We start from the raw sequence: 22,677 nt of genomic DNA on the forward strand, positions 1-22,677 counted from the left end.
CCTTTCTAATCTAGAATAGAAACGCAACAACATCCTCTCCTGCTTTAAAACCAAACTCACTTAAGCGGTCTTCCATCTCTTGAATCTGATGTAGATAATCTTCCTGCACAGCTGGCAGACCCTGTTCATTCACTAATGTCCCGCCGAGTCTGGCGCATGCATATTCGGCACTTTTCCACATCGTCTCAAACACAGTTTGCGGCTGCACGGTCCGTACCCCATCCATACTGAAAATCAAATCTGCAAAGCGATCCTCTGCGAGTGTACTCAACCAAAAAAATCCAGGCTCGGTTCCCGTATGTACGCTAAATAGTTCATCATAGCCTCCCAGCCCGTGATGGTGTGCATGGAAAATATCCATATCTCCCCACTCCATTCCGAGGCTCAGCATGACATCCCAGATATCCGCTCCACGGTAAGATTGGCCTTGATCCGCCACCAGCCTAAGCATGACAGCGTGTTCCCTTTCACCTTCCTGATCTGTAAATGCTTTAAGTTTTTCCGCTTTTGCACGTGCATGGGCAGCATCCTCCCGAGGAAGCACATGAACGGTGCCCTTCTCCTGAAAACGCGCTGGCAGTGTGTTCATAAAGTCTGCAACCTTGGCTTCATCTAAACGAACCTGCATCTCTACATTATCGAATATATCCATACAAATACAGATTTTATCAAAATGGCATTCGCCTGCCGATCTGCGTCCCACACTAGTCCATATCTGCAAATCATGCACATGTCCATACACGATATACCCCTTAAGCAATTGCAAAATATCCTCATCTGATAACGTAAAACCGCTGAATTCCACGTCAATCAGCCAATAGATATTAGAATCAGGCTCCACTTGATGGATTCCTTTTATGGTCTTCACAGGCTCATGTTCCAACTCCACGCTAAGGATGCTAGATACATCCTCACTCCCATGTTCGGGTAAATTCATGAATCTCCCTCCTAGCTAGCTGTTTTCACTTTACAGTTTCCTATAATTCTCAATCTATATTAAACTATAACTCACCAAGCACAAGTATAAAACGGTGCTGGGTCGTTGAACTTAACTTTTAGAAATTCAAAGCTTCGAAAGGGGAGAACTCGTGATGCAAAAACTTTGGCAAAAAGGGAAGGCTCTGTCTCTGCCTATTATGGTGTCCGCATCGCTAATATCTGGAGCGCTGTCTGTAAGTACACCTGCGGCGAATGCGGCTGCAACCAAGGAATTGCTTCAGCTATCCGGTCAGACTACTTACTATGGAGAGGTCGAGAATGGGCAGACGAACGGACGTGGTACGATCAAATGGAGCGAATATAAGCAGTATTCGGGTGATTTTGTGAATGGCAAGCGCTCAGGTACCGGAAAATATATAAATCAATACACCGATGCAGATGGACAAAATCATAAAGTCGTATACAACGGCACATGGAGCAATGACACGATGAGTGGCCAGGGTACGCAGACTGAAAAAGTGACCCAAATGGACGGAACCGTACGTTCGAACGAGATCCAAGTAGGTACCTTTCAGAACAATGGATTACAGAGTGGCTACCAAGTGATCCACGCTGTGGCAGATCCAGACTACAGCTTCACTTATAAAAATAGCAAAGAAATACTAAATATCTTGCACAGTAATCAAGATCTGGTCCAAAGATGGCAAAAAGGAGATCTCTTCTCCGTAAATTATAAAAATGGCTCTGTCCAAAAGGAATACTCTATGTTCCCTGAAGAGACTGCTACCAAGGAACGTCAAAGACAAGCGTCTATCAAGTATTTCAAAGGAATTACCGCCAAGGTCACTCCTCACTTGCAGCAGTTTGAAAAGCTGTCCAAGCAGATTCCGCTAAAATAATTAATACGACGCGAAACATGCATTAGCCTCTACGCAAGAAGGCCTCTCTTTCTAATGGAAAGCTCCATTTGAAAAGAGGGGCTTTTTTCGTTTCGTTATGAATGACATATAAGAACTTCGGATCATAACACCTCCTACTATTCTCCCTTATGCCCCCTCATGAACTCATACAAATGACTTATTTTTCACTTAAATCCCCTCCTTTTTTTGCTAACCCCCACTAGATTCACTAAAATATAAGTAATTATTTTAATCATCCGAGGTGGACATCATGGCTAAAATTATGGTTCCTCCTGAGAAACTAGAGGCGGTTTCCAGGCAGTTCGCACAGGCACGTGAGCTGGGGGCACAAATTTGCGGACAACTGTCACAGCATATTCAGATGTTGGAAAATAGCTGGGCAGGGACAACACAGCAGCGCTTTTATCAGGATTTTCATAAAGCGCGTGGACAAATGGATGCTTTCACTCAAACTGTCGGTTCTGTCAGCACAGAGCTGCGTTCCATTGCAGTAAAATTCAAGGAAACAGATACACAAGCAGACACGGGTATTAATAAAGGAGATCACAGAGGACAGATCGGCAGCAGTGAAGGGGCAACTTCCGGGAAAAAAGGACCCGATCCAGCAGATATAGCTATTAACAGCATTTCAGAAGCCAATAAATGGCGCGGGCAACTGGGATTTGCCGGAACAGCTATCTATAGCGGTCTAGCTTCCACACTTGTGCTCACCAAAACAGTAGAATTCAAGAAAAGTCTGAAGAATCCCACTCGAGCGGTTATACATAATGCGGCATGGGTGAATGGCAAGGGTAACAATGCGTTTATGCGTAATTTGGGCAAAAGCCTAAACCGCCAATTCGCTAAACCCGGTATTGTGATGAAGGGTTTAAAGGGCTTTGATCGTTTAGCTGGAAAGCTTCAAATGGGTAAGCTCGGCCTCGGATTCAACAAAGCCAATAGCTTTCCTCAGTGGACGCGGAACGTCATCGCCGGGGTGGAAAAAGGCCGTTACGGCATAGCCACCCGCCAAATTCCCGGCATGATTGCCAAAAAGCTATACCCTATTAATGCCACCATGAATATTGTGGGCGAGGGTATCAGTCTGGCTGGAAAATGGAAAAGCGGGAAGCTTACCGGAACGGATGTGGCTGTATCTGCTTCTAACGTAGCGATTAAAACCGCTGCAACTTATGGCGGTGCTGTTGCTTTGGGAGCCGTAGGCGGCGCTATCGGTGGTCCGGTCGGTGCAGCCGTCGGTGCTTACGTCGGCGGTACGGTGGGAAGCTGGGCAGGTGGAAAAGTCGCCAAATTCGCCGAAAAGGGGATACGTTGGGCCAGCAAACTATTTAAATGACATACACCTAACAGATGGAGAAGGAGCCTGACTATGGACAAACAAACGGTAATTTTAACGCTTGAGGAACTAGGCTTTGCCTTGACCGCACTGGGCGCAGAAGATATGGCTTCTGGTCTGCTCCAATCTTATTACGGGGAACTAACCGAAGATCGCTGGGAACTGCTTTTTCATGCCGCAACGCATAGCCTGATATCCAAGGGTTTGATGGAACAACGAGATGACGAGCAACAACAGCTTGAATTTGATGCGTTCATTGTTGAAATGCTAGCTCATCTGGTACAAAGTCGTCAGATGCTACGTGGCTACAAGGAGCAACAGGATAAGCAAAATACATTAACGATACACCATGGAAATGAACGTTTTCTGTATCATTTTTCCAGCCACAATGAACTCCATTTCTTTCGCTGGTCTTCCCCAGAAGACTGGCATCACGACATTGATCAATTGTTCGGCCTGCTTGCTTCGAACTTCAATGAGCACAGCCGATACGTCGATCTGACAGAAGAACAGTGGAATGAGTTAACCTCTTCCAGCTTCAGCATGCAGCAAATGACAACGTGGAAGCTTCATGAGTCCGCTCAGCAAATAATACAAGACTGGCGAGAGGATTTTGATCGTAATCAGTGTAGCCTAGATAATTTGAGCCAGATGATATACGCGGATACGGATGAAGATGGACCTTCCGTTACAAATCTACTATTTGTTCTTAAAGGAACGAATGATGTGTGGATCGTAAGAAATACAGAACTGGATATGCAGGCCACCCCATGTCTGCGTATTGAAAGTGTAACCGAAGCTGACTGGAGAGAACGAATAACTTATTTCATTCAGGAGTTTGTACGCGACGAGGCGGTATTCCGTGGATAAAATTGTATATCGAAGATCTTTGGCATTTTGGAAAGCCATGGGCAGCTTGATGTTTGTGCTGATTTGTCTGCTTTTGCTGCTGCTCATTTTTATCGACGAAGATATCTCAGCTCTACAAATCTTTTTCTTTATTACCTCCGCCATTATCGGATTTCCTTTTTTCGGTAGCTATCTTGTGGTTTGTTTGAGCAGAACGCTTCGTAAGGATACCTACCTGTTCATCTTTGACGAGCATAGCATTTCCGATGGTATTCGAACTGTCCCATGGTCTGCAATCACTAAAGTCGAATTCGAAGGAGCCTCCATCCGCAAATGGCTGCGCCCTCGCTTTCCCGCCTTTATTTTTCATCTGAATGACCACAGCACCTGGGAAGTCAGCACCGATTATGTGTTGAACGATGTTGAGCTAAACCAAGCCGGGAAACAACTTCGAACTCTCATTAACCAGCATGGCAAGCCAAAGAAAAAACGTTCCTGAATAGTGCCATTGAATATGTCAAAGCTTGTCTCTATCATATGCAGCTACAAGAGCCACAACCACTGCTGCCGAGTTGGCCGCAGCCAAATCAAGATTGGAGTCAAAAGAATCCGCCGCTTCTACACCGGCAAGATCAGACAAAGAACGGACAGCCAAAAACGGAACACCAAACTGGTACGCAGTCTGAACGACCGCGGCCCCTTCCATATCCGTCACTTTCGCTTCAGGAAACTGGCTACGGATAAAATGGGCGCGCTCAGCCTGGGAGATGAAAGAGTCTGCCGTCGTAATCAATCCGTTGACGATCTGCCCCTCAATCCTGGTCTCCGCCAGCGCTTCTGTCGCAAAAGCAAGCAGCGCTGGATCGACAGGATAACTTGCCGGCATCTGTGGCACCTGTCCGTAGGTATAGCCGAACGCCGTTCCGTCCACATCGCTGTAAGTCAGCTCGGTCGCCACTACAACATCGCCAACATGCAGCGCTGGATCGAGCCCACCCGCAGACCCGGTATTAATGACAAGCTCCGGGCTAAATCGCTCAATCAGCAGCGCCGTAGTCGAGGCTGCGTTCGCTTTGCCAATTCCTGATTGCAGCAGAATAACCTCCTTGCCCTCAAGCTGGCCTGTATAAAAAATCCCGTTCGCAATCTGGGTCATCTTTATCCCTTCGATCTGCGCTTTCAAATCTGCTATTTCTTCCTCCATGGCTCCGATAATCGCTATACTCAAAGTTCTTTTCCCGCTCCCTCCATGAATTCCTTGTATTCCAGCTTATACTTGAAAAATACCCGTTGCTGCGATACGCTGCACCGCCTCCAGCAGCCTTTCTTCACTGTTCACCAGACTGAACCGCACATGAGAAGCTCCCGCACGACCAAAGCCTTCTCCAGGGGCGACCGCAACATGCGCCTCGTCCAATAAAAAGTCTGCAAATGAAGCGGATGTATAACCCTCTGGCACCTTGAACCAGGCAAAAAAAGACCCTTGGGGAGCAGCTACATCCCAGCCAATACCTCGTAACGCTGCAATGAGAATATCACGGCGCCGCTCATATAACGCCGCGAGCTCCCGTACCGGTTCCTGCGTGCCCAGCAATGCCACAGCCCCCGCATCCTGTACCGCTCCAAAAACAGTGCTGTAGGCATGCGTATGATAATGCTTGAGCGCACCAATGATGGACGAATTTCCCACTGCAAAGCCGAAGCGCCATCCAGCCATGTTATACGTTTTGGAAGCCGTATACGTCTCGACGCCATATTCCTTGCCGCCGGGGATTTGCAATAAACTAATCGGCTTATGCCCGTCAAATCCAAGAGCACCATAAGCAAAATCATTCATAACCGGAAACTGGTACCGAGCGGCATAATTCAGCGTCTTTATCAGGAAATCTGCTGTAGCTACTGCTCCAGTCGGATTGTTCGGATAATTAATCATGAGCAATTTGACCTGCTCTGCAATTTCTTCCGGCACGGTTGTATAATCGGGCAAGAAGCCATACTTCTCATCAAGCGGAATCGTATGAATATGGGCTCTTGCCAGCGCAGCAGCGGAATAATATTGGGGATATGCCGGATCGGTGGTCAATAACCAATCACCGGGATTCAGCAGCGCCTGTGGAATCCCCATTACACCTATGGCTGAGCCGTTGAATATGGCAATCTCCCGGTCAGGATCCAGCTCCACCTGATACTCCCGTTTATAGAACGCAGCGACAGCCTCCAGCGTGCTTTTTTTCCCATGAAAAGGTGGATAGCCCTGATTGATCGGTTGATCGACCGCTTCATTCAAAGTGCTGATGATATGCGCCGGTGTCGGCTGATCCGGGTTGCCGGCTGCCAAATTGATTACATCTATTCCCTTACTTTTATACAGATTCACTTTGTCATCCATTGCGCTAAAATAGTTGTCAGGCAGAGCCTTGACGAGATCAGAGGATGAAAAAATCACGTTCATCTCCACCTTCTATCCATAAGATACAGGCTGACAACGTCAGCCCGCAGAAGATAATACCCCATATTATTTGAAATAGCTTGGCAGCTTGTAGCCTTCATAATCAGGATTCGATTGGATGTACTTTTGGAATTCATCTGAATGATATCCTTCAATAATGTCTTTGACGAAGGGCTTATCCTTGTTCTTGCTGTCCACAGCAACCACGTTCGTGAACGGATCTGTCATATTTTCAAGCTTTAATGCCGAGGTCAGCTTTATTCCATTCGATACAGCAAAGTTCCCTTGTATAGCCGCAAAATCAACATCCTCTAGTGCACGTGGCCCCTGTGCCGGGTCGGTAGCAACAAATTGCAGATGATGCGGATTAGAGGTGATGTCGTTCACCGAGGTTTGCAATGGATCGATATTGTCCTTTAACGTAATCCAGCCTACTTCCTTCAAAATATTCAGCGCACGCAACATATTGACTGGCTCGTTAGGCAGGTTGATTTGGGCTCCCTCACTGATTTCGTCAAGGCTGGTATGCTTGCTGGAGTACAATCCCATTGGAGGAGTCGGGACCTGCACAGCACCAATCAGATCAATATTCTCCCGCTTATTCATAGAATCCAGGTAGAGCGAGTGCTGGAACACATTAGCATCAATATCCCCCTTAGCCACGGCTACATTGGGCTGAACACCGTCTGTAAACTCTTTATATGTAATCGTATAGCCTTTCTTCTCCAAATATGGAGCCACACCATTCTTAAACTGATCGCTATATGGACCGGGATTAAAGCTGATATGCAGTGTTTTCTTTTCTTCACCCGCAGCGTTGCCCGACGTATTCTTGCTGCCGCAGCCTGAAATAAAAAGCACGACTGCTCCCAGCAGCAATATAAATGAAATCCATGGTTTCTTCATTTTGATGTCTCCCCCTGCTCCTTGATATCATCTACTTTTGGTGAGTTAGAATGTTTACAGTCGCCCAAAATACCAAGTAACTTGATGCGTTTTATAGATATTACAATGATTTTTTATTCACTGTCAACAACATTTAATTACGCATCTTCTGCATAACAAAAAAGGGGTCACAACAGGAGATCCCCTTGAAAGCAAAACACTTCACAAGTTTGTCATATACTTCCGTTTTAAATATACCCCATAGGGGTACATTTAAAATATGTAATTAAAACCGTAAAGGAGCTGTAAATATGAGAATGCAATGGGCTTTGCTCGCTGGTACAATCATGATTATTTTGAGTGGGTGCGGGAACAGTAACACGCCGAACCAGGAGCACACGACAAACAGCAGTCAACAGCACGACACATCGGATATGAACCATTCCACTTCCAGTAAGCTTCCTACCGGACTAAAAGAAGCGGAAAATCCAGCCTTCAAAGTTGGTAGCCAAGCGACTATCCGAGCCGACCATATGGCAGGCATGAATGGGGCTACTGCCACGATTGTTGGTGCTTATACGACTACTGCTTATACGGTCTCATATACTCCAACCACTGGAGAAGAAAAAGTGAATAATCATAAGTGGGTTATTCATGAAGAGATTAAGGATACAGGCAGCGAGCCCTATTCACCGGGAACGGAGGTTATTCTTACAGCAGATCATATGAAGGGGATGGATGGGGCTAAGGCTACCATTGATTCCGTCGAGCCAACGACCGTATATATGGTAGATTATACGCCGACTACAGGAGGAGAGCCTGTCAAAAATCATAAATGGGTGACGGAGAGTGAGCTTTCAGCCCATTAGAACTCTTACAACACAGGCGCTTATGATAGCAAAAGGGAGCCTTACATCGGCTCCCTTTATACGGCTTTATTTGAGTTTGGACAAACCTACTTTGCTAAATTCAGCTTGGCATCCTTGATGTCATACAAAGTCCCTTTGTTGGTTTCTACAAGCTTTTTCATTTGTTTGTTGGCTAGTCCATTCGCAGGCACGATTGCATTAAAAATAACACCATTTTTCTGTAATTGCTCGTTGATTTCATCTACTGAAAAACGGGCTTTACCCAGAGCTGTATTTTTATCATGAACTGGTGCATCTGTAATGAATATAATTGTTTTGGAATTAGAATTCTTGGGAAATTTACTTATAGCTAACTGAATAGCCTCTAATCCCGATTCCTTCAAATCCCCGCCAGCGGAAGGGCGCAGCATATTCAAATTACCTTTTAACTTGTTTTTATCGGTCGTAAACTCCAAAAATTCTAAATCTTTATCTGCCTTCAGATTGATATCCCGAAATGCAACGACAGCAAATTGGGAACCTGCTGGAACGGAATCAACAAAGCCTTTCACCTTCTGTCTCACATAATCCAGCGTCCCTGTCATACTACTCGTAACATCTATGACGAACACAATATCCGTAGATTTGGAGAAGGTGGTGGATATCTTTTTTAGAATCGTTGGATTGGAATGTGATTCAGAAGCATCTTCATTTTCCTCCATTAATTGTTCACTTTCACTGGTTGTCAAAACCTGCGGTGGAGCATGAAAAATCACAACGCTCTGAGCTGCAATATTCCATTTTACCTTCGCACCCAGCGCCTCACTTACAAAGCGAATAGGAACCATTACTTTGCCGTTAATGAGTCTCGGCGCTGCATTGAGACGCACTAATTTACCGTTGATATAGGCATCTCTGGAGCCTACAGTTAACTTGATCGTTGTATTTCCTTTGGTTGCAGTAACAGTCTTGGTAGCTCCATCCCATTTCACTTTCGCCCCAAGCGCCTCAAAAACGGCACGAAATGGCACCAGCATACTTCCGCTAATAGAGGTCGCAGGCTGCTCATATTGTTGCAGTTTCCCGTCTATAAACACCTCAACCTGCTGAGCCTTGTTATTATTTATGGGAACAAATTGGGGTACAGACGCTGCCGAATTTCCCGACTGGTCGATCATTTTGATATAAAAGTAGTATCCACCCGTAGATAAATTCAGGTTACTCAAAGGGTAGGTAAACGTTGTTTCCGGATCGAACTGAATCCGTTTAATTAATTGAGCATCTGCATTTTTGACCATAACGTATGAAGTGTACGTGGGTTGAATATTTTTTATTTTCAAACGAACCGAAAATGACGTACCTGAAGAGTTGATCGTAAATGTACCCGGAAAATTTTCTCCAGACGGGATAGTCAAAGGGATTTCCGGTGACTCATCCACCTCTTGGTCCACTTTAGGCTCCACGACAGGCTGGGTTACTTGAGATTCAATTACTTTCGGTTCGTCCACAGGTTGAGCAACCTCGGGTTCACTGGGAGTGGGAATCTCTTTTATATTGGTCTCCACCTCAGGCTGCGTTACTTTCGGCTCCTCCGCAAGTGGAGTTACTTTAGATTCATCGACTGACTGCACAGCCCCTTTCACAGTTATAGGAAGTTCTATATGATTTTCTGATCCTGGATAAGGTGCTGGTCGTGAATCCGCAATCGTAATTGTAGAGTTGGCATAATCAATCGTAAAGTCACCAGAAGGAATTTCAATATAGTTGCTATACAGACGAATTGGCGTATCAGGCTTAATCGTAAACGGGAGATCGAATTTAAACACTCTGTTTACTCCATTACCATCATCAAGGGTAAGCTTAAGCTTATCTCCATCTCTGAATACTGTCGAATTGGCAGCATGAACACTTTCTGTACACAAAGTGAACAACCCTACGAGTATCGTTAAAAACGAAAGTAGGAACATCATTCTTTTGAGCTTCATTCTTATTTCCCCTTTTGAATCTATAGTCTTGTCGGTAAATCATAGCATAGGGTTAGATGAAGTTCATGCCATCTGATTACAGTTATGGATATGCGAACTCACTTTTTCCATCATTCGCGCTCTGTTCATCTGTTCAATGTTCATATGTATCTCCTTGGCCCGCTTCTTCAACGTGGCATACGTAATATGGCCGCCTTCAGTGCTTTAGTGCCTTCTTCGCTTTTCAAATAATCCGACGGTGTTTCGTTGCCGAGTGCGGGGACTTTTCGATCCATCCAAGTCAGCAAATATTCCCCCATATCGGGCAGTAGCACAATCTGAATCTCCTTGGGAATTTTACTTTCGACCACTTTTGCTCTTATAGCCGGATCTACCTGTGCATACCGCTCCTGATAGATCTGAACCATGTTGGCCCAGTTCTCCGGCTTAAACTCTTTCAAATATATGTCTCTCATCTACGAACCCTCCTTAGGGCCTCAGACAACGCTTTTCATGCTGGAGCAACCATTCTTTTCTCCATAGCCCTCCTGCATAGCCCGTTAGTTTCTGATTGGAACCGATAATTCGGTGACATGGAATCACAATGCTCAGCTTATTTTTTCCATTAGCACTGCCTACGGCTCGGATCGCTTTTTCATTTCCAATAGCAAGAGCAATATCTTTATAAGCTGTCGTTTTACCGTACCCCACGGACACCAGAGCATTCCATACTTTTTGCTGAAAATCCGTACCTTCAAAGGCATAAGGAAACGTAAACTCAAAGCGCTCACCTTTAAAATACTCGTCAAGCTGGATAGCGCATTCCGCTAATACTTGGATTGGAACCTCTTCTATAGCCCTCGTTAAGAGCTCATTCCGATTAGAGAACATAATAGAATAGACAGCCTCATTTGTGCCCTGTATCTCTATCTCTCCAATCGGCGATACATACTTCAATACGTAAAGTTCACTCATAAAAGGATACGCCCTCCTTCCTTTTCTATTCCTTACTCAACTTTCTATACTCACTAGGAGAACAATGGTTCAAGCTGCGAAACGCCTTATAGAAATGGGAGGGACTTTGGAAGCCCGTCTCATAGCAAATCTCAAGATTCGTAAGATTTGTACTTTTAAGAAGATAGGCTGCCTTATCTACTCTTATTTTTTCCAAATACGTACGCGGGGTTTCGGCGGTTTCCTGTTTAAAGATCCGATCCAAGTAAAAGGAGCTTATTCCGATATGGTCCGCAATATCCTGCAATACAAGTTTTTCCTTGTAATGATTGACCAAGAAGGTTACTACATTCTGCACAAGTCTGATATACGGCGAATGGTCTGTATGGGGCTGGCATCTTTTGCAAGCACGAAAACCCGCCTTTTCCACTTTGTCCAAATCAAAGTAAAACTCCACATTTATTTTCTTCGGCTTTTTGGATCGACAGGAAGGTCGGCAGTATATGCGGGTTGTTTTCACAGCGGTAAAAAACAACCCGTCATACTTACGATCACACGCTATAATTTTCTCCCACATTTCTTCAAAAGAAAGACTAAGGTTAGCCATGATCGAATGCTCTGTCCTTTCTATAGTTCATATTCATCTAGCTCAAGGATTTTGCAAAATCCTCATATAAATGTGATGTATCTTGAAGCTCTATCAACTGTTCTGCATTCTTTTGCAAAGCAACTATTATCTTATCAGAAAATGCATTTCCAAAGCTAAACCGTTTAACTTCTAACTGCTGAAGCTGGTGGACATTCGTCAGACCCGGCAGGGATAAAACATTAAGCGGAGCATGTATATGAAACACAACTTCCCTGATCTCTTCATCACGCTTTAATCCTGGAACAAAAATTCCGCTCGCACCATTATCCACATACGCTTTGGCCCGCTCTATGGTCTCTGAAAGTGGGGCATCCATCTGCAAATATGTATCCGTTCTTGCGTTTATAAAAAAATTTTTAAACCCACGCGTATCCAATGCTGTTCTTATTTTGGACAACAGGTTACTGTGCAGGCCCACTTCTCGAAGTCCCTTTTTCGTTTTCAAAGAATCCTCAATATTAATCCCTGCAACTCCCACATCGGCTATCCTTAAAACATGCTCAACAATCGTTGCCGTATCCTCCCCATATCCTGCTTCAATATCTGCCGACACTGGAATCTGAACATGCTCAGCAATCGTCCGAATAATGCTTACATGCTGGTCAAAATCAATAAGCTCTCCATCTGAGAATCCAAGCGTATTGGCAATTCCCCAGCTCGTCGTACCTATCGCCTTAAAGCCTGCCTTCTCCAGAGCCACCGCAGATAGCATATCCCAGGCGTTCCCTAAAAATAAAAGTTCCTCTGATGTGTGAAGTGCATGAAACTGATGAATTTTGTTCATAAATATAGCCTCCTGATATGTGATGTAACTCATTTTATCAAGAGGCTATCTTTGTTTCGTCCTCATTCTTGCACTTATGGTCTGTAGGAATCTAGGAACAACTAGGTCCATTTATTCACATATAAATCATAATTTTTGAAAAAAACGGTTATTTAAGCTCTATTCAATCATATTCTTCTTATCTATACTCTTGCTAAATCAATTCGAGTTAGATGCAAATCTACGCTTTTAGCTTTTAGCCTTTCACAATTACATTATTATAGGAGGAGTTATATGTATAAAACAAAGTTCCTTATGATCTTGCTAAGCTTTACTGTAATTGCTTCTTTCTCTAGCTTGTCGGGTCCACCTGCCAAGGCTTTTGCTGAAGAGAATGGAACTCCAGTACAGAAAACGATCGATTTAAATGAGGGCTTCGACAACTCAAATGAAGCTAGTATAGAGCCATTATCCCTTACCAGCGAAGCAGCTACTAGCCAAGAAGCGGTTACAGCTATTGATCATGATGCTAATTTCTCACCTTCAACACTTCAGTTTCTGAAGGCTAATACAGGACTCGACGGTGAGCAATGGGATAATATTATGAAGCTAGTGAACAAACCAGAGCAAGATTCTTTGAAATGGACTGAATTCTATGGATATGCTGAAGATATCGGCGATAATCGCGGATACACCATTGGTATCTTTGGAGCAACAACAGGCGGTTCAAATGATACGGGACCCGATGGTCCGGACTTATTCAAAGCTTTTGATGCTGCTAGTGGAGCTAGTAACCCTTCCATTGCAGGTGGATTAACACGTGCTGGCCTGAAGGGGAAAATGAGTGGTTCGATTCTAAAGCTCAGCGATAGCGATAGTGTTATCAAGAAGAAGATCAACGCTCTCCAAAACAATGAAGCTTGGAGAGAAGCCATGTGGCGTACGTTCTATGACACCTATATCGAATATAGTGTACAGCAAGCACAGAAACGCGGATTTAATACTGCTCTGACGATTGGTTCATTTGTCGACACAGCACTCAATCAAGGCGCTACTGGTGATTCAGGTAGTCTTGAAGGAATCCTCTCACGTTCAGGCAGTAGTACGAATGAGAAGAAGTTCATGACTAGCTTCTATGCTAAGCGTACATTGGTTGTCGATACCAACGATTATAACCAACCTCCCAATGGTAAGAATCGTGTGAAACAATGGAGCTCTCTCTTAGCTTCTGGCGAAACAGATCTTAAGAACGCAGATGCAGCTGTGATCAAAGCAACGAATTGGGAACTGAAGTAAATATAATATACGTCATGAGGAGGGCATATCGTATGTCCTCCTTTATCTATTTTTTATGAACATTGAGTTGGTGTTGACTGCTAACAACATCCCATTCTCCCATACAGTTCCTCTCATCATTCGAGTATGTAGGTCGCGTGTACAAATAGAGAGACTGTCCCAAAAGCCCGAAAGTTGCAAGCTCCTGAAACAGTCTTGTAAAATGGTTTATGAAGTCGAAATAAGGCCGTTAGATGATTCGATAGCCAGATGGCAGTCTACCGCTACTGCGGATATTACGGATTTGCTGCAACGTCAAACGTTGATTGGTAGAGATAATAGATTCCACATCATTCCCGCGAATCAGATCATCCAGGTCGGCGATGTTGCGATTGCCTCTAAACACACGGAAGTTACCTCTAAACCGAGTGCCAGTAAAGAGTACAAGTGTAGCATTGCTGCTAGTAGAAAAGAAACGCAAACTTTCGATGCCGTTGAGAATGTTATCGGTATTACGAATGCCTAGGTTTCCTCTGAATACTCTCCTGGAACCCCGAAAATTTTCTTCGTTGTAGACTGTAAGACGTGGATACGTTTGAGATACATATGCTTTGTTGTCCATGTTGTAATTCCTCCTTTCAACTTTATCTTATGCTTCACCATCCGATTGGCGCGGGCCTCGCAGCATCCATCTAAAAATAGTTATGTGATTGAATAGAGCAGATGCAGACTTGAAAAAGGAACATATGTTCTGTATAATCTAGCTTAGCAATTTGGAAAATCCTGAACTAACGGAGATGCGGACATGGACGATAAATTTATTGAGGAACTACGTGAAATTAGCAGAAACGACAAGCGAAGATCCGAATTTCTTATTAAGGGTATGAAGGAAACACTTCAGGAAAGAAAAGAAAAAAACTTTATCGAAAGATGGATTTGGCGACAAAAAAATAAGAAGCTTATAGCGCGGAAGTTTAAATCCTAGTAGATATAACAACTGAATCTTCATAGATTTCTACTTTTTGTTTAGGTCATAGCTCATTTTTAGGAGGCAGAGTCATGATTGAGCTACTAGTCTCAAACGACGATATATTAAATCAAAATCAATTTTTGGCTGATGAAGTTCGATACAATTTGATCCATCGAATTTGTGAGTCAGAAGAGTCAACATGCCTCAAAACGTCCGATAAAAATATGATCTTTGCTCAATCACCCGGACATAAGGCTTGGCTATGGATCTCACAACAAATCACAGATGATTATAAATTGACCTATATAGAAGAACTCTTACGTTATTTAAAAGGAACCACCCTATACCCCGCCTAATTTGCGAAAGAAAGGTTTTGCCAGCGCAATGGTATCCGAGCTATGTTGCATTTTGGAAAATGAGCATTTAGTACCCATGCTATATGCAGATTTAAAAAATTCGGTTTCCAATCAAGTTTATAAAAATATCGCCTTTGAGGAAGGCGGCAAAATCACTGATATTGCGTTTGAATAAGCCTTCCTACTGCAAGAGAGCATGTTATTGCTCATTCAAATCAAAGAAGGCCGCAATGTCACCTTCATCACTGGGCCTCCTCTTCACTTATCTATACACTTTACTCCGTAACACCCACTTGTGTTTGAACTGAGGATCTTCGTGTAAGTAAATACGTAGCCACAATAGCTATACCAACCCCTGCTGCTCCAAACCAGGTGATGGAAGACAGCGAAACCTGACCAACAACTACACCGCCAATTCCGGCTCCGGCTGCCATAGCAAACTGCATTGTAGATTGATTGAGACTCAGCATCACACCGGAAGATTCAGGCACAAGTGTGACCAGATTATATTGTTGAGTAGGTCCAGTTGTCCAGGCTGCGAACGACCAAAGGATCAATAAAGCAAATACTGCGATCAGGGAATGAGCGGCAAAAGGAAGCAAGAGTAAGGAAATACCGTGCAACACCATACCCCCTAATAATGTAAAGGGTATACCCTTTTTATCCGCACTGTACCCACCAATTTTTGACCCGATTAGACTGGCAATTCCGAAGGCGAGCAATACTGAGCTTAGCATATCCTCTCCTACACCTGATACATTCAGCAAATACGGTGAGATGTAAGTATACGCGAGTGAATAACCTCCTAGCCAAAAGAAGGTAATACCTAATCCCAAAGCAACTTCAGGCTTTTTCAGAAGAGCAAACTGTTGTAGTAAGGGGACTGGTCGATCTCCTTTTAAGCGGGGAATTGTCATAGATATAACAATTAGGGCAATAATCCCTGTCAACGCGATGCCGAGAAATACGGTTTTCCAGCCATATGCAGAAGATATCATTCTCCCAAGCGGCACCCCGATAATCAGCGAAGCTGTAAAACCCATAGTGACTGTAGCAATAGAACTGGCCTGCTTGCCGGCTGGGGCAATTTTTGCTGCAATGCTCAGTGCTGTAACCACGACCATCCCCGCCCCGAGGGCCATAAGAATACGCGCGGCGATAAACATTCCAAAACCCGGCAGAATAAAGGAGAGGACATTAGCTACTGCAAATAATCCGAGCGAACTCAAGAGCAGCTTGCGTCTGTCCCATTTAGCGGTTACTGCCATCAGAATCGGCGTGCCAATCGCGTAAGCAAGAGAAAAGACTGTAATCAGCTGGCCCGCTGCGGACACCGTAATCCCCATAGTTGTCGCAATTTGATCCAAAATGCCTGAGATAATGTACTCGGATGTGCCTACCAAAAAACTAACAATTGCCAAAATATACACTTTCCACGTGCTCTGCATTTTTAAATAACGCCTCTTTTCTTTTGATATTTTTATATTTTTATATTTTTACAAATATCGAAATTAAGACTAAAAAAATTTATGTTATTAGGAACGGGGCATATTTCTGCGCTGCTTCCACATCCAAGCTGTAATAAATAAACGTCCCCTCTTTACGGTATGTGAGCAGCCCCGACTCTGCCATTTGCTTCAGATGGTGCGATAGTGTTGAAATAGCTACACTGTTCAGCTTCTCGCCCAGCACAGAGCAGCATTGGTCACTTTCCTCTTTTAGCAGAAGTGCTATTTTGAGACGAGTCGGTTCTCCAAGTGCTTTATATATTTTTACAGCCTGCTGCATCTCTGTTGTATCTTTCACCTTGTTCGGCTCCCTTCTGTTCAGTCTTAATTTCGATGTTTGTCGAAATAAAATTATCACAAACATTTGTAAAAGTAAACCCGTTTATTATAAAGGTACAGCTATTTTACACTCTGTGGTGTGAATAATGTTCTTTCTCATCCGATAAATCCCCCCCATCCATAAAGGATGGAGGGAAAAATGACTGAGTAGAGAGGGGGAATCTTGGACGCCATGGCGTTAATTCGGGCTTGCCGTGGGTCTGACAATAATTTCATTAACATCTACATCCGCTGGCTGCTCCATGGCATACAGAATGGAACGGGCAATGGCATCAGGCGAAATCGAAATACGACGGTACTCTTTCATTCCTTGCCGGGCCTCTTCATCTGAAATACTGTCAGCAAGCTCAGATTCGGTTACTCCTGGCGATACCAGCGTCACACGAATATCTCCCCCCACCTCCATACGCAACCCTTCAGAAATTGCCCGAACCGCATACTTCGTTGCGCAATACACCGCTGCAGTCGGGGTTACACTATACGCACCAATAGAGGCGATATTGATAAACTGACCAAATCCTTGCTTTTTCATAATCGGAAGCCCTGCCGCAATCCCATGCAGAACGCCTCGTATATTTACATCAATCATGCGATCCCATTCCTCTACCTTCAGGGCCTCTAATTTTGACAGAGGCATCACTCCTGCATTGTTCAAAATGACATCCACGCGTCCAAATGCTTTTTCCGCGTACTTAATGAACGCTTCCATCTGGTCCCTCTTTGTCACATCCAGTTGCTGATAATCAGCCGATCCACCTTTAGAACGAATCTCGGATGTCAGAGCCTCCAGTCGCTCTGTGCGTCTGGCCCCTAATATTACATGAGCCCCATGGTGAGCAAGTAAACGGGCAGTAGCTTCACCGATCCCACTGCTTGCCCCCGTAATAGCTACGACTTTCCCTTTAATATCCAACATTCTTATTCCTCCTCTAGTTAAAAATATCACTGAAACAGATTACTTTTTTACTTCCCTGTAAAAAACCATCCCTGCATGATACAAAACACCATTTTTGAATACACCCTCTGCCGTAAATCCGGTGTCGTCCACATATTCGATATAGTCATCTTCTAAGATATAGCTGCCTGTATAGGCACTTTGTCTCTGACCCCGTGCTTCATCATAACGACCATTAGGCAAGAGTTCGTGACGGATATTTCCGTCTTCAGTTACCCACATCCCTATATAGGGATGCTGCGAAGCGTGTACACTTTTTTCCGCTTTGTTACTCTCCATGACTCCCACTCCTTTGCACTTCTATTTTTTTCTCAATTGCTCATTAGGTGTTGTATCTGCATCTTATTATGAGAGGAATGTCCACCAGCCCGGTAGAAGAATCAGAGCAAATTATTGCCTAATCCTCCAAAGACCCTTAATATGTAATAAACTACTGAAAATGAAAACGGGCTACATTGCAAAGAAGGGATGTGTCATGATGGGGGCAACCAAAATAGAGGGTTCTACCATGGAAAAACAAGCCGAGTTGGCAAGGCTTATAGAACGATTTTCACATCAGGACGGAGTTCTCACTACAGCCATACCTTCGCTTCATTTCGTCCGAAGTTCAAATACAACCGTTCCGATACATCAAGTCCATGAACCTGCCTTATGTATTGTGACACAAGGCAGAAAAGTCGTGATGCTCGCAGAGGAAAGTTACCATTACGGCACATCCGATTACCTTGTTGTGTCGGTGCATTTGCCGATTTCCGGGCAGGTCATTCAAGCGTCAGCAGAAGCTCCTTATTTGTGCCTCCGGCTCAATTTTGATCCGCATCAGGTTTTGGATCTGATCAAGGAATCTGCTTTTCCCACAAGCCCCATGCCTGATTCCAGACGAGGCTTGTATGTAAGCCAAACTAACTCTCTACTGCTGGATGCCGTGGTAAGGCTAGTGCATCTTTTGGAAAACCCACAGGATGTTCCGGTGCTGGCTCCATTAGTCATTCGTGAGATACTGTATAGGATTTTACAGGGGAATCAGGGGGAATCCTTAAAACAACTGGTCATGACCGGCAGCCATTCCAACCGAATCGCAGAAGTCATAAAGCGGATTAAGCAGGATTATGATAAGCCGTTACGTATTGAGGAATTGTCCAAACTAGCGAATATGAGTCCTTCGTCACTACATCGTCATTTTAAAGAGGTTACGGCTATGAGCCCAATGCAATATCAAAAACAATTACGTCTACAAGAGTCCCGCCGCCTGTTGTTATCTGAATCAGCGGATGCGGCAGATGTCGGTTTTCAGGTAGGCTACGAGAGTCCCTCACAATTCAGCCGCGAATACGCCCGCTTGTTCGGCCTGCCTCCAATTAGTGATATTAAACGCTTGCGCTCAGATCAGGATCACCAGACCACTTGAACCCATTGTTAGATGAACATCTGAAACCAATGGTTCTACTAACGTTTATGCCAATCATAAATGCCAGGATGTAAAAAACAGCACAAAACAGCCGCTCCTCCGGTAGAGACGCGGCTGTTCAATATATTCCTCTATGCATGTGGTCATCACTATTTGAGCATCAATACGGATTATCCAGCTTGACGAACAAGGCTCGGATGACATCCTTCTCTGCCGTAGTAAGCTTTTGTCCTGCCTGCCATTGTTGAATCTCTTTCTTGACTTCCTTGGGTTCTCTATAGCTGAGAGCATACCCGATGCTTCCTATACCTTGTGTGCGGTTGGTTTTGTCCATATTTGCCAATGCTCGAGTCATCGCAGTTCTATCTCTTGTAAACAAATCTCCCATAAGACCAGCATAGCTTTCGCTTAAAGCTCCATCCAATCCGTCAGAAGCCTGAATCAGATTTGCAAAGCTTTCCGATGGAATAAAAGCGCGCTGCCTATACAGATATTCGATAATTTCCAAGCTTTGATGTTCTTTGATTTCGTTTATCTTTCCCCATTGGATTCCTGCTAAATGGTCCGTCATATGACGGACTTTTGCTTCATCACTGAGGGATGAATCTTTATAAAAGGACAGCACTAGCTCCTCTTTACTTTGCTGGGTGTGCTGCGTATTGGCTACAGTTTGCTTGGACTCCCCATTGTTTGCCCCGGACGGCGCCGCAGTTTCAGCATCCTGTCCCACTGGATGGGGAGTGCACCCTATGGTTACAGCCAGCAATAGTGCAGTACAAGCTACAGAAACGAACCCATTACCTTTTAACATGAATCCACTCTCCTGTCTGAACAAACAATGGTCGTTATAATTGCCCAAAATCCACTCATACCCTACTACTCATCACGCCCTACCGTAGGCTTACGGATCACAGAGACGCTCGATTCCCTCACGATCAGGCGAGGCTCGAATTGCACACGCTCATAATCCCCAGGTGTCTGTTCCTGAATCCGCTTGAGCAGCAGCTCCGCAGCCAACCGTGCCACCTCTTCTCCCATGATGGAAACTGAGCTGATCTGAGGGGTCGTTACCATAGCCCACAGATTGTTATCAATACCGACTACAGCAACCTCATCTGGCACTTTTACACCCAAATCCTTAAATCGATTGACGATCCCTATCGCCACCATATCGTTAACCGCATAAATAGCATCCGGCATATGTTTCAAGCTGTAAAAATAATCGGCTGCGCGCAGCCCTGTCTCAAAGGAGAAATCATCGCCAAAATAAACGAGTGAAGGGTCCACATGCTGGAGAGACTGCTCATAAGCGAAGTATCTTTCCTCGATTTTGTCCTTCGCAGCACCTGCATAGGCAATTCTTGTTCTGCCGATTTTAAGCAAATGCTCCATCACGAGTCTTCCCTCTTGCCGGGCCAGACTGACGATATCCGCTTTGACATCTTCGCCCAGCTTCTTGCCATAGTTAATAATGGACACGGGAACGCTGGCTTTGTTAATCAGATCTACCAACATTTTGGGATACGCCAGCGGCATAATGATGAGCCCGTCGACATGCAGCTTCTTGACCTCACGAACAGTTTCAAGCTCCATTCTGGCATTCCCGGCGGTATTGATTTGCACGACCCGGTAACCATGCTGCTTGGCAGCCTGCTCTACGGACCAAGCGATCTCTGGAATAATCGCGTTACGAATATCTGGCACGGCCAGTGCGATTTGTCGTGTCTGACGAACTTTCAAGCTCTGAGCCGAGGTGTTGGGCGTAAACCCCATCTCTTCAATCACTTGCAAAATTAAGGCTTTCGTTCTCGGGCTGATGCCCTCACTATCATTAATAGCTCTGGAGACAGTCGCTATACCGACTCCTGCCCGCTTGGCTACATCCTCTATGGTTACTTTCTTTTGATCTGTCACGCCCAAAATCCTTTCAAGAACGGAATCGTTTTCTGACTTTCTAAAATAAAGTCTTAATGTTGATATTATACCACAGAATGAGTGTCTAAAAATTGAAGTCGTTTTCTTCTTGTCTTTGCTTCACCTAAAAAATTCGCAAAATCTCTTTGTATAAAAGTAATGAGCCAAATATAGCACTGTAGTCACAAGTGATTATATTCACAAAAAAAATCAAGTGCTTTTTGCATTAAATTGGTTTGACAATGTGTAAAAATTGTGACATATTATTTTTCGGAAACGTTTCCTAATTCATTCACTTTTATAGAGGCAATGATCATATATTCGTCAAGGAGATGACAGACATGCAAGCATTGAGATGGCATGGAGTAAAAGACTTACGATTGGAAAACATTGAGCAGCCCGCTGCTCTGGCAGGAAAAGTAAAAATCAAAGTAGAATGGTGTGGCATTTGCGGAAGTGATCTTCACGAATATGTAGCAGGACCGATCTTCATTCCCCAAGATGCTCAGCATCCATTGACTGGCGAAAAAGCGCCGATCGTAATGGGACATGAATTCTCTGGACAAGTTGTCGAAATCGGCGAAGGTGTAACCAAGATTCAAGTTGGCGACCGTGTAGTTGTAGAACCGGTGTTTGCATGTGGAGAATGTGATGCATGTAAACAAGGCAAATATAATCTTTGCGATAAAATGGGCTTCCTCGGTCTGGCAGGCGGCGGTGGTGGATTTTCTGAATATGTCGCAGCTGACGAGCACATGGTTCACAAAATTCCAGAAAGCGTATCTTTCGAGCAAGGCGCATTGGTAGAGCCTTCGGCCGTTGCTTTGTATGCTGTTCGTCAAAGCCAACTGAAAGTCGGCGACAAAGCCGTAGTATTTGGCGCTGGTCCTATCGGATTGCTGGTTATTGAAGCATTGAAAGCTTCGGGTGCATCTGAGATTTATGCAGTAGAGCTTTCCGAGGAACGCAAAGCTAAAGCTGAAGAGCTGGGTGCTATTGTGCTTGATCCTAAGACTTATGATGTGGTGGAAGAACTGCACAAACGGACTAACGGCGGTGTAGATGTAGCCTATGAAGTCACTGGAGTACCTCCTGTACTGACTCAAGCTATTGAATCCACTAAAATTAGCGGACAAATTATGATCGTCAGCATTTTTGAAAAAGAAGCTCCGATCAAGCCTAACAATATCGTTATGAAGGAACGCAATCTGACTGGTATTATCGGCTACCGTGATGTATTCCCAGCTGTTATCAGCCTGATGGAAAAAGGTTATTTCCCTGCCGACAAGCTGGTTACCAAACGTATTAAGCTCGAAGAAGTGATTGAGCAAGGTTTTGAAGGTCTCCTGAAAGAGAAAAATCAGGTTAAAATCCTGGTATCTCCGCAAGCCTAATT

The 22,677-nt window shown here is 44.4% G+C and carries 26 protein-coding genes; 10 read left to right on the forward strand and 16 right to left on the reverse strand.

All coding sequences use genetic code 11. The features are described from left to right. Positions 1–10: 10 nt before the first annotated feature. Positions 11–937, reverse strand: coding sequence for a cell division protein ZipA C-terminal FtsZ-binding domain-containing protein (locus MKX30_RS06900; RefSeq protein ID WP_341062644.1), 927 nt, complete (start codon positions 935–937; stop codon positions 11–13). A gap of 154 nt (positions 938–1,091) precedes the next feature. Here MKX30_RS06900 and MKX30_RS06905 point away from each other — a divergent pair, with 154 nt between their 5' ends. From MKX30_RS06905 to MKX30_RS06920, 4 genes are all read left to right on the forward strand, one after another. Beyond that, positions 1,092–1,838: a hypothetical protein gene (locus MKX30_RS06905; RefSeq protein WP_076264752.1), complete on the forward strand. Its 747-nt coding sequence runs from the start codon at positions 1,092–1,094 to the stop codon at positions 1,836–1,838. 271 nt (positions 1,839–2,109) lie between these two features. Further along, positions 2,110–3,195 (forward strand): WXG100 family type VII secretion target, encoded by a 1,086-nt coding sequence (locus tag MKX30_RS06910; protein WP_053325887.1) that lies wholly within the window; start codon positions 2,110–2,112, stop codon positions 3,193–3,195. A 33-nt stretch (positions 3,196–3,228) separates the two neighbouring features. Then, entirely contained in the window at positions 3,229–4,065 is an 837-nt protein-coding gene (locus MKX30_RS06915; protein WP_053325888.1) for a hypothetical protein, read from the forward strand. After that, complete coding sequence (locus MKX30_RS06920; RefSeq protein WP_053325889.1) at positions 4,058–4,543, forward strand: DUF5381 family protein; 486 nt, start codon at positions 4,058–4,060, stop codon at positions 4,541–4,543. Before MKX30_RS06915 ends, MKX30_RS06920 begins: the two co-directional genes overlap by 8 nt. 18 nt (positions 4,544–4,561) lie before the next feature. On the opposite strand, the gene MKX30_RS06925 is transcribed toward MKX30_RS06920, so the two are convergent. From MKX30_RS06925 to MKX30_RS06935, 3 genes are all read right to left on the reverse strand, one after another. After that, positions 4,562–5,272: a 5'-methylthioadenosine/adenosylhomocysteine nucleosidase gene (locus MKX30_RS06925; RefSeq protein WP_013311357.1), complete on the reverse strand. Its 711-nt coding sequence runs from the start codon at positions 5,270–5,272 to the stop codon at positions 4,562–4,564. Positions 5,273–5,314: 42 nt separating this feature from the next. Next, complete coding sequence (locus tag MKX30_RS06930) at positions 5,315–6,490, reverse strand: aminotransferase class I/II-fold pyridoxal phosphate-dependent enzyme (RefSeq protein ID WP_081047524.1); 1,176 nt, start codon at positions 6,488–6,490, stop codon at positions 5,315–5,317. A 69-nt stretch (positions 6,491–6,559) separates the two neighbouring features. Beyond that, positions 6,560–7,399, reverse strand: coding sequence for a MetQ/NlpA family ABC transporter substrate-binding protein (locus MKX30_RS06935; protein ID WP_053325891.1), 840 nt, complete (start codon positions 7,397–7,399; stop codon positions 6,560–6,562). Positions 7,400–7,689: 290 nt separating this feature from the next. On the opposite strand from MKX30_RS06935, the gene MKX30_RS06940 reads away from it, so the two are divergent. Next, the gene (locus MKX30_RS06940; protein WP_068942131.1) at positions 7,690–8,247 is read left to right on the forward strand and encodes a YdhK family protein; all 558 of its coding nucleotides are present in this window, start codon (positions 7,690–7,692) and stop codon (positions 8,245–8,247) included. Between the two features lie 86 nt (positions 8,248–8,333). Here MKX30_RS06940 and MKX30_RS06945 read toward each other — a convergent pair whose 3' ends face one another. The 5 genes from MKX30_RS06945 to MKX30_RS06965 all read right to left on the reverse strand — a co-directional run bounded on the left by MKX30_RS06945 (position 8,334) and on the right by MKX30_RS06965 (position 12,577). Next, the gene (locus MKX30_RS06945) at positions 8,334–10,211 is read right to left on the reverse strand and encodes a stalk domain-containing protein (RefSeq protein ID WP_341062647.1); all 1,878 of its coding nucleotides are present in this window, start codon (positions 10,209–10,211) and stop codon (positions 8,334–8,336) included. A gap of 167 nt (positions 10,212–10,378) precedes the next feature. Further along, positions 10,379–10,666, reverse strand: coding sequence for an antitoxin Xre/MbcA/ParS toxin-binding domain-containing protein (locus MKX30_RS06950; RefSeq protein WP_023989726.1), 288 nt, complete (start codon positions 10,664–10,666; stop codon positions 10,379–10,381). 13 nt (positions 10,667–10,679) lie between these two features. Beyond that, positions 10,680–11,165, reverse strand: coding sequence for a methylated-DNA--[protein]-cysteine S-methyltransferase (locus MKX30_RS06955; protein ID WP_023989727.1), 486 nt, complete (start codon positions 11,163–11,165; stop codon positions 10,680–10,682). A gap of 25 nt (positions 11,166–11,190) precedes the next feature. Continuing rightward, positions 11,191–11,751 (reverse strand): bifunctional transcriptional activator/DNA repair enzyme AdaA, encoded by a 561-nt coding sequence (locus MKX30_RS06960; protein WP_023989728.1) that lies wholly within the window; start codon positions 11,749–11,751, stop codon positions 11,191–11,193. Positions 11,752–11,788: 37 nt separating this feature from the next. After that, on the reverse strand, positions 11,789–12,577 hold the full coding sequence (locus MKX30_RS06965) for an isocitrate lyase/PEP mutase family protein (protein WP_341062649.1): 789 nt from the start codon (positions 12,575–12,577) through the stop codon (positions 11,789–11,791). 273 nt (positions 12,578–12,850) lie between these two features. On the opposite strand from MKX30_RS06965, the gene MKX30_RS06970 reads away from it, so the two are divergent. After that, a complete protein-coding gene (locus tag MKX30_RS06970) occupies positions 12,851–13,852 on the forward strand; it encodes a chitosanase (RefSeq protein WP_076264757.1) in 1,002 nt (333 codons plus the stop codon). Positions 13,853–14,081: 229 nt separating this feature from the next. Here the strand turns inward: MKX30_RS06970 and MKX30_RS06975 are convergent, their stop codons facing one another. Continuing rightward, positions 14,082–14,453 carry a hypothetical protein gene (locus MKX30_RS06975; protein WP_023989731.1) on the reverse strand — a complete coding sequence of 124 codons (372 nt, stop codon included), beginning with the start codon at positions 14,451–14,453 and terminating at the stop codon, positions 14,082–14,084. Between the two features lie 437 nt (positions 14,454–14,890). On the opposite strand from MKX30_RS06975, the gene MKX30_RS06980 reads away from it, so the two are divergent. Both MKX30_RS06980 and MKX30_RS06985 read left to right on the forward strand, forming a co-directional pair. Further along, the gene (locus MKX30_RS06980; protein ID WP_023989732.1) at positions 14,891–15,157 is read left to right on the forward strand and encodes a hypothetical protein; all 267 of its coding nucleotides are present in this window, start codon (positions 14,891–14,893) and stop codon (positions 15,155–15,157) included. 28 nt (positions 15,158–15,185) lie between these two features. Continuing rightward, the gene (locus tag MKX30_RS06985) at positions 15,186–15,332 is read left to right on the forward strand and encodes a hypothetical protein (protein ID WP_023989733.1); all 147 of its coding nucleotides are present in this window, start codon (positions 15,186–15,188) and stop codon (positions 15,330–15,332) included. Between the two features lie 100 nt (positions 15,333–15,432). Here the strand turns inward: MKX30_RS06985 and MKX30_RS06990 are convergent, their stop codons facing one another. The 4 genes from MKX30_RS06990 to MKX30_RS07005 form a co-directional block, all read right to left on the reverse strand. Next, entirely contained in the window at positions 15,433–16,605 is a 1,173-nt protein-coding gene (locus tag MKX30_RS06990) for an MFS transporter (RefSeq protein ID WP_341062651.1), read from the reverse strand. A 79-nt stretch (positions 16,606–16,684) separates the two neighbouring features. Then, positions 16,685–16,963 carry an ArsR/SmtB family transcription factor gene (locus MKX30_RS06995; protein WP_013311367.1) on the reverse strand — a complete coding sequence of 93 codons (279 nt, stop codon included), beginning with the start codon at positions 16,961–16,963 and terminating at the stop codon, positions 16,685–16,687. Positions 16,964–17,182: 219 nt separating this feature from the next. Next, positions 17,183–17,920 (reverse strand): SDR family oxidoreductase, encoded by a 738-nt coding sequence (locus tag MKX30_RS07000; protein WP_341062652.1) that lies wholly within the window; start codon positions 17,918–17,920, stop codon positions 17,183–17,185. Between the two features lie 39 nt (positions 17,921–17,959). Continuing rightward, the gene (locus MKX30_RS07005) at positions 17,960–18,238 is read right to left on the reverse strand and encodes an Atu4866 domain-containing protein (protein ID WP_023989736.1); all 279 of its coding nucleotides are present in this window, start codon (positions 18,236–18,238) and stop codon (positions 17,960–17,962) included. 199 nt (positions 18,239–18,437) lie between these two features. Here MKX30_RS07005 and MKX30_RS07010 point away from each other — a divergent pair, with 199 nt between their 5' ends. After that, a complete protein-coding gene (locus MKX30_RS07010; RefSeq protein WP_023989737.1) occupies positions 18,438–19,367 on the forward strand; it encodes an AraC family transcriptional regulator in 930 nt (309 codons plus the stop codon). 160 nt (positions 19,368–19,527) lie between these two features. Here MKX30_RS07010 and MKX30_RS07015 read toward each other — a convergent pair whose 3' ends face one another. Then, positions 19,528–20,178, reverse strand: coding sequence for a hypothetical protein (locus MKX30_RS07015; RefSeq protein WP_023989738.1), 651 nt, complete (start codon positions 20,176–20,178; stop codon positions 19,528–19,530). Between the two features lie 65 nt (positions 20,179–20,243). Next, positions 20,244–21,281: a LacI family DNA-binding transcriptional regulator gene (locus tag MKX30_RS07020; protein ID WP_023989739.1), complete on the reverse strand. Its 1,038-nt coding sequence runs from the start codon at positions 21,279–21,281 to the stop codon at positions 20,244–20,246. Positions 21,282–21,622: 341 nt separating this feature from the next. Here MKX30_RS07020 and MKX30_RS07025 point away from each other — a divergent pair, with 341 nt between their 5' ends. Continuing rightward, on the forward strand, positions 21,623–22,675 hold the full coding sequence (locus MKX30_RS07025) for a 2,3-butanediol dehydrogenase (protein WP_023989740.1): 1,053 nt from the start codon (positions 21,623–21,625) through the stop codon (positions 22,673–22,675). Positions 22,676–22,677: the final 2 nt, after the last annotated feature.

This window comes from Paenibacillus sp. FSL P2-0173 (genome assembly GCF_038008045.1).
Taxonomy (GTDB): domain Bacteria; phylum Bacillota; class Bacilli; order Paenibacillales; family Paenibacillaceae; genus Paenibacillus; species Paenibacillus polymyxa_B.